The following is a 3,320-nucleotide window of genomic DNA, read 5'->3' on the forward strand; positions in this document are numbered from 1 at the left end:
GTGCTCGGCTCATCGGCATGTAAGACCTGGGTTGCCAGCACATCCCCGGGGGTGATGCGGTGGTTGGTAGCTACGCCGGGGTCGCTGGGAACGCCGACCATCGCGGAGACGGGCGCCCCCGACCGTGCCGCGCCGCTTGCGCCGAGGTGGGTCGGCCCAGTGCCAGGCAGCGGCCGGGCGTCGGGAACCACAGACCCGCCCGCGCAGCCCGCGAGGATGGCCGCGGGAATGCAGACCGAGAAAAACAAAGACCTTACATGCATCATCTGTGAACCGACAGGGCGGCATTAAACCTTGAATCATGCCCCACCGGGACCAAGCTCGCAACCAACAGCACATCGGTTCAGGCTGGAGTCCAACGGATACCGGACAATCGGCCAACCGAGCCGTCGAATCGCCGTGTTCAGAGTGACTCGCGTAAAATTCCCGCGGGAGCGACAGGACTGGCGGGCAGTCGCGCAGAATCGAACGCCTTCCATCGCGCCCCCAGTCTCCGCCTCACCAGCGGCATTTGCCGCCAAGCCGCGGCCCCAGGCCGAGTTCCGCTGCATACAGCTGCCATCGCCGACAAGGGCCGCCGACAAGCCTCTGACGCAAATTCCGCTTGCGGCCGCCGTCTGCGAAGGGCATTTTGACGGTCTGCCTCGATTGGGTTGAGGCCCCGCAGTTTCTGGAGACCAACCTGTGATCGACCTACACTGCCACATGTTGCACGGCATCGACGACGGAGCGCATGACCTTGCGACCGCGCTGGCGATGGCCCGTGTTGCGGCGGAGGACGATATCGAGGTCACCGCCTGTACGCCGCACATCTATCCGGGACTCTACGAGAATGCCACAGAGAATATCCGCGCTGCTGTCGAGGCCTTCCGCAACGCGGTGGTCGAGGCCGGAATACCCTTGGAGCTGACCTTCGGCGCGGACATCCAGATCGTTCCAGAGCTGTTGATGGGGTTGCGGCGCGGGACCCATCCGACGCTGCACGGGTCGCGGTACTTTCTGTTCGAGCCGCCCCATCACACTGTGCCGGTGCGTTTCGCCGAGACGTTGTTCGACACCCTGGCTGCGGGCTACATTCCCATTATCACGCACCCCGAGCGGCTCACCTGGCTGGATGATGACCACTACGACTGGTTTCTGAGCGCGGCCGCCGACGGTGCCTGGATCCAACTGACAGCGGGGGCCGTGACCGGAGATTTCGGCCGCCGGGCGCGCTACTGGAGTGAGCGCATGCTGGACGACGGCATCGTACATATCCTGGCGACGGATTCACATGACCCCGAGTTCCGCCCACCTATCCTCTCTGCCGGGCGTGATGCCGCGGCTCAGTGGGTCGGCGCCGAAGAGGCACAGCGTCTCGTAGAGGACCGGCCCCGGGCGGTGCTCGAAGACCAGCCCGCCGGCAACATTGTCCCACCACCGGCCCAGCGCGGAGACGCGCCAGGCAGCCGGCGCGCAAAACAGCGTCGCGGTTGGTTCAGCCGCCTCTTCTCCGATCCAGAGAAGGCGTAGCGCTCGCAAAGCTCCAGCGCGAACCCCCGTCCACCGGAGACCATCCACCTTGCGAGCCAGCAGTCCCTCGAGCGGGCAGGGCACCACAGCCCGGGCGGCCATTGCGTTCGCCCTCCTGCTGGCCGTGATGGTGTTCACCCCCATCTTCCGGGCCGGCGCTACCCCGCTCGCCGCCTTGGTCAGCCAACTGCTGGGGTTGGCACTCCTCACCGTCGCGCTCTGGTCCCCGCAGCGCATCATCATCAGCAAGCTGCAGGCGACGGCCATTGCGCTGCTGGGCGTCCTGCCGGCGCTCTACTTGATGCCGCTCCCGGCTGGCGTCACCGACTGGCTGCCCGGGAGAGATCTCTATCGAGAAGCGAGCACGTACCTGACGGTATCCACGCATCCGGAGTTCGCTAAGCTCGCCCTCGTTCCGAGCGCAGCGGCCGCTGCCGTCCTGTCCATCGTGCTACCGATCAGCGTTTTTCTCGGCGTGCGGGTGCTCAGGCCCAAGCAACTGGAAGGTCTCGTCGGCGTGCTTATCGTCATCGCTGCGCTGCAAGCCCTCTTTGGGCTTCTGCAGTACGGCACCGGCCAAGGTGGCGGTACACCGCTCACCGTAGAAGGGGCGCATCGGCTGTCTGCAGTGGGTACATACGCCAACCGCAATCATTTGGCGGGCCTCATCGAGATGGTTCTGCCCGTGACCCTGGCCCTGCTTTTTTATGCGCTGAGCCGCCTCGACTCGCACGACTACAAGGGCAAAGCGATTAAGCGCAGCGCAGTTAAGCTAGGCTCGCGATCTGGGAACAAGGTCATCCTGTATGCTGCAGTCGCCTTGCTACTGATCGTCGGTGTCGTCTTTACCCGCTCCCGCACCGGTATCGCGCTGACGATTCTCGGTATCCTGCTCACGACAGCCGTTTTTGCTCGGCAGGTTGGCCAGAAGAGCGCACTTGGCCCTGCGGGTGTGATTCTTGCCCTGGCTGTCGCCGCGGGGGTTAGCATCGGGCTTGCGCCGGTGCTCGATCGCTTCTCGGCCGCCGGCCTGGAAAGCGACGCCCGCTGGCAGATCTTCAACGACACCATGCTTGGTATCGGTGCGATGTTCCCCGTCGGCGCCGGTCCGGGTGCCTTTCCGTTCGCCTTTCCTGCGTACCAGCCACTCGAACTGGGATGGGCCTTCATCAACCGGGCCCACAACGACTACCTCGAGTGGCTATTCGACCTGGGCGCCGCTGGGCTTTTGCTCGTCGCGCTCGTCATCGTGGTCTACTTCTGGCAATGGCGCCGCGTCTTGAGCGCGCCGCATGAGGCGAGAATTGTCTATGTCCAGATCGGCTGCGGCATCGGCGTTTTGCTTCTGGGGATCCACGAGCTTATGGACTATAACCTCTACACACCAGCCAACCAGGTGGCCTTTGCCTTTGCGCTCTCGATCTTTCTGTATCCGACTCAGACATTGGCCGACCACGCCAAGCGCCCGCGCCGCCGAAAGCGCACTACTCCGGATTTGGTTCTCCCAACACAGGCGCGGCCGATGTCTTCCGGGCCGCCGCCTGATCAGATTGAGAACCCATTCTTGAGCCGCTGATTCTGCATTTGTTGAAGTGGCGGCTGCACGCCGTCGGGGGTCGCTCAACGTTCCGCGCAGGTGCGTCGGCGTCTGATTCGGATTGGGCGTCTGTCCGTGCTGCGCCCCAGCGTTGCGCCGTCAATGCAGCACATCCTCCAGTCGGCTCGCGCTCAGCACCCGCTCCGACCACGCCAGCAGCGTCGCCTCGTCGGCCTCGGCGATGCGCCGCTGGGCGTCCTCGGGCAGGGCG

At 64.7% G+C, this 3,320-nt stretch carries 2 protein-coding genes; both read left to right on the forward strand.

Going from position 1 to position 3,320, the window contains the following annotated elements; translation table 11 throughout:
* Positions 1-684: 684 nt before the first annotated feature.
* Complete coding sequence (locus tag I6U14_RS15630; protein WP_296900448.1) at positions 685-1,512, forward strand: CpsB/CapC family capsule biosynthesis tyrosine phosphatase; 828 nt, start codon at positions 685-687, stop codon at positions 1,510-1,512.
* Positions 1,513-1,561: 49 nt separating this feature from the next.
* Positions 1,562-3,088, forward strand: a complete 1,527-nt coding sequence (locus I6U14_RS15635) for an O-antigen ligase (RefSeq protein WP_296900449.1) — start codon at positions 1,562-1,564, stop codon at positions 3,086-3,088.
* Positions 3,089-3,320: the final 232 nt, after the last annotated feature.

This window comes from Thiohalocapsa sp., from assembly GCF_019695415.1.
Classification (GTDB): domain Bacteria; phylum Pseudomonadota; class Gammaproteobacteria; order Chromatiales; family Chromatiaceae; genus Thiohalocapsa.